Annotated in this window: 1 protein-coding gene; it reads right to left on the bottom strand. The window is 66.8% G+C overall.

Annotated elements, in window-relative coordinates; genetic code table 11:
- The coding region (locus Q5762_RS38980) for a VOC family protein (RefSeq protein ID WP_315897053.1) at nucleotides 1-256 on the bottom strand (256 nt) is incomplete at both ends.

Below are 256 nucleotides of genomic sequence, written 5' to 3'. Positions count from 1 at the left end.
GCATTGCATGCACCCTGTCGACATCCTCGCGCGAGCGGGCGCGCCAGCAGTGATGATGCAGGCCAACCGTGCCCTGCTCGAAGCGCTTGCCGGTGTGTTCCGGCTTGGCGGCTTCGATGCCGAAGCCGGTGCGACCGCCGACGCAGTAAAACACGCCCGGGGCATCGGCGACGACACGCAGACCGAGAAACGGGAGAAGCCTGCCGTAGAACGCCCGCGCCTTGGCGAAGTCGCCGGTGCAGATGAAAGTGTGCGC

This window comes from Streptomyces sp. P9(2023), assembly GCF_032436795.1.
Taxonomy (GTDB): Bacteria; Actinomycetota; Actinomycetes; order Streptomycetales; family Streptomycetaceae; genus Streptomyces.
This window is presented reverse-complemented; position numbering and strand designations above follow the sequence as displayed.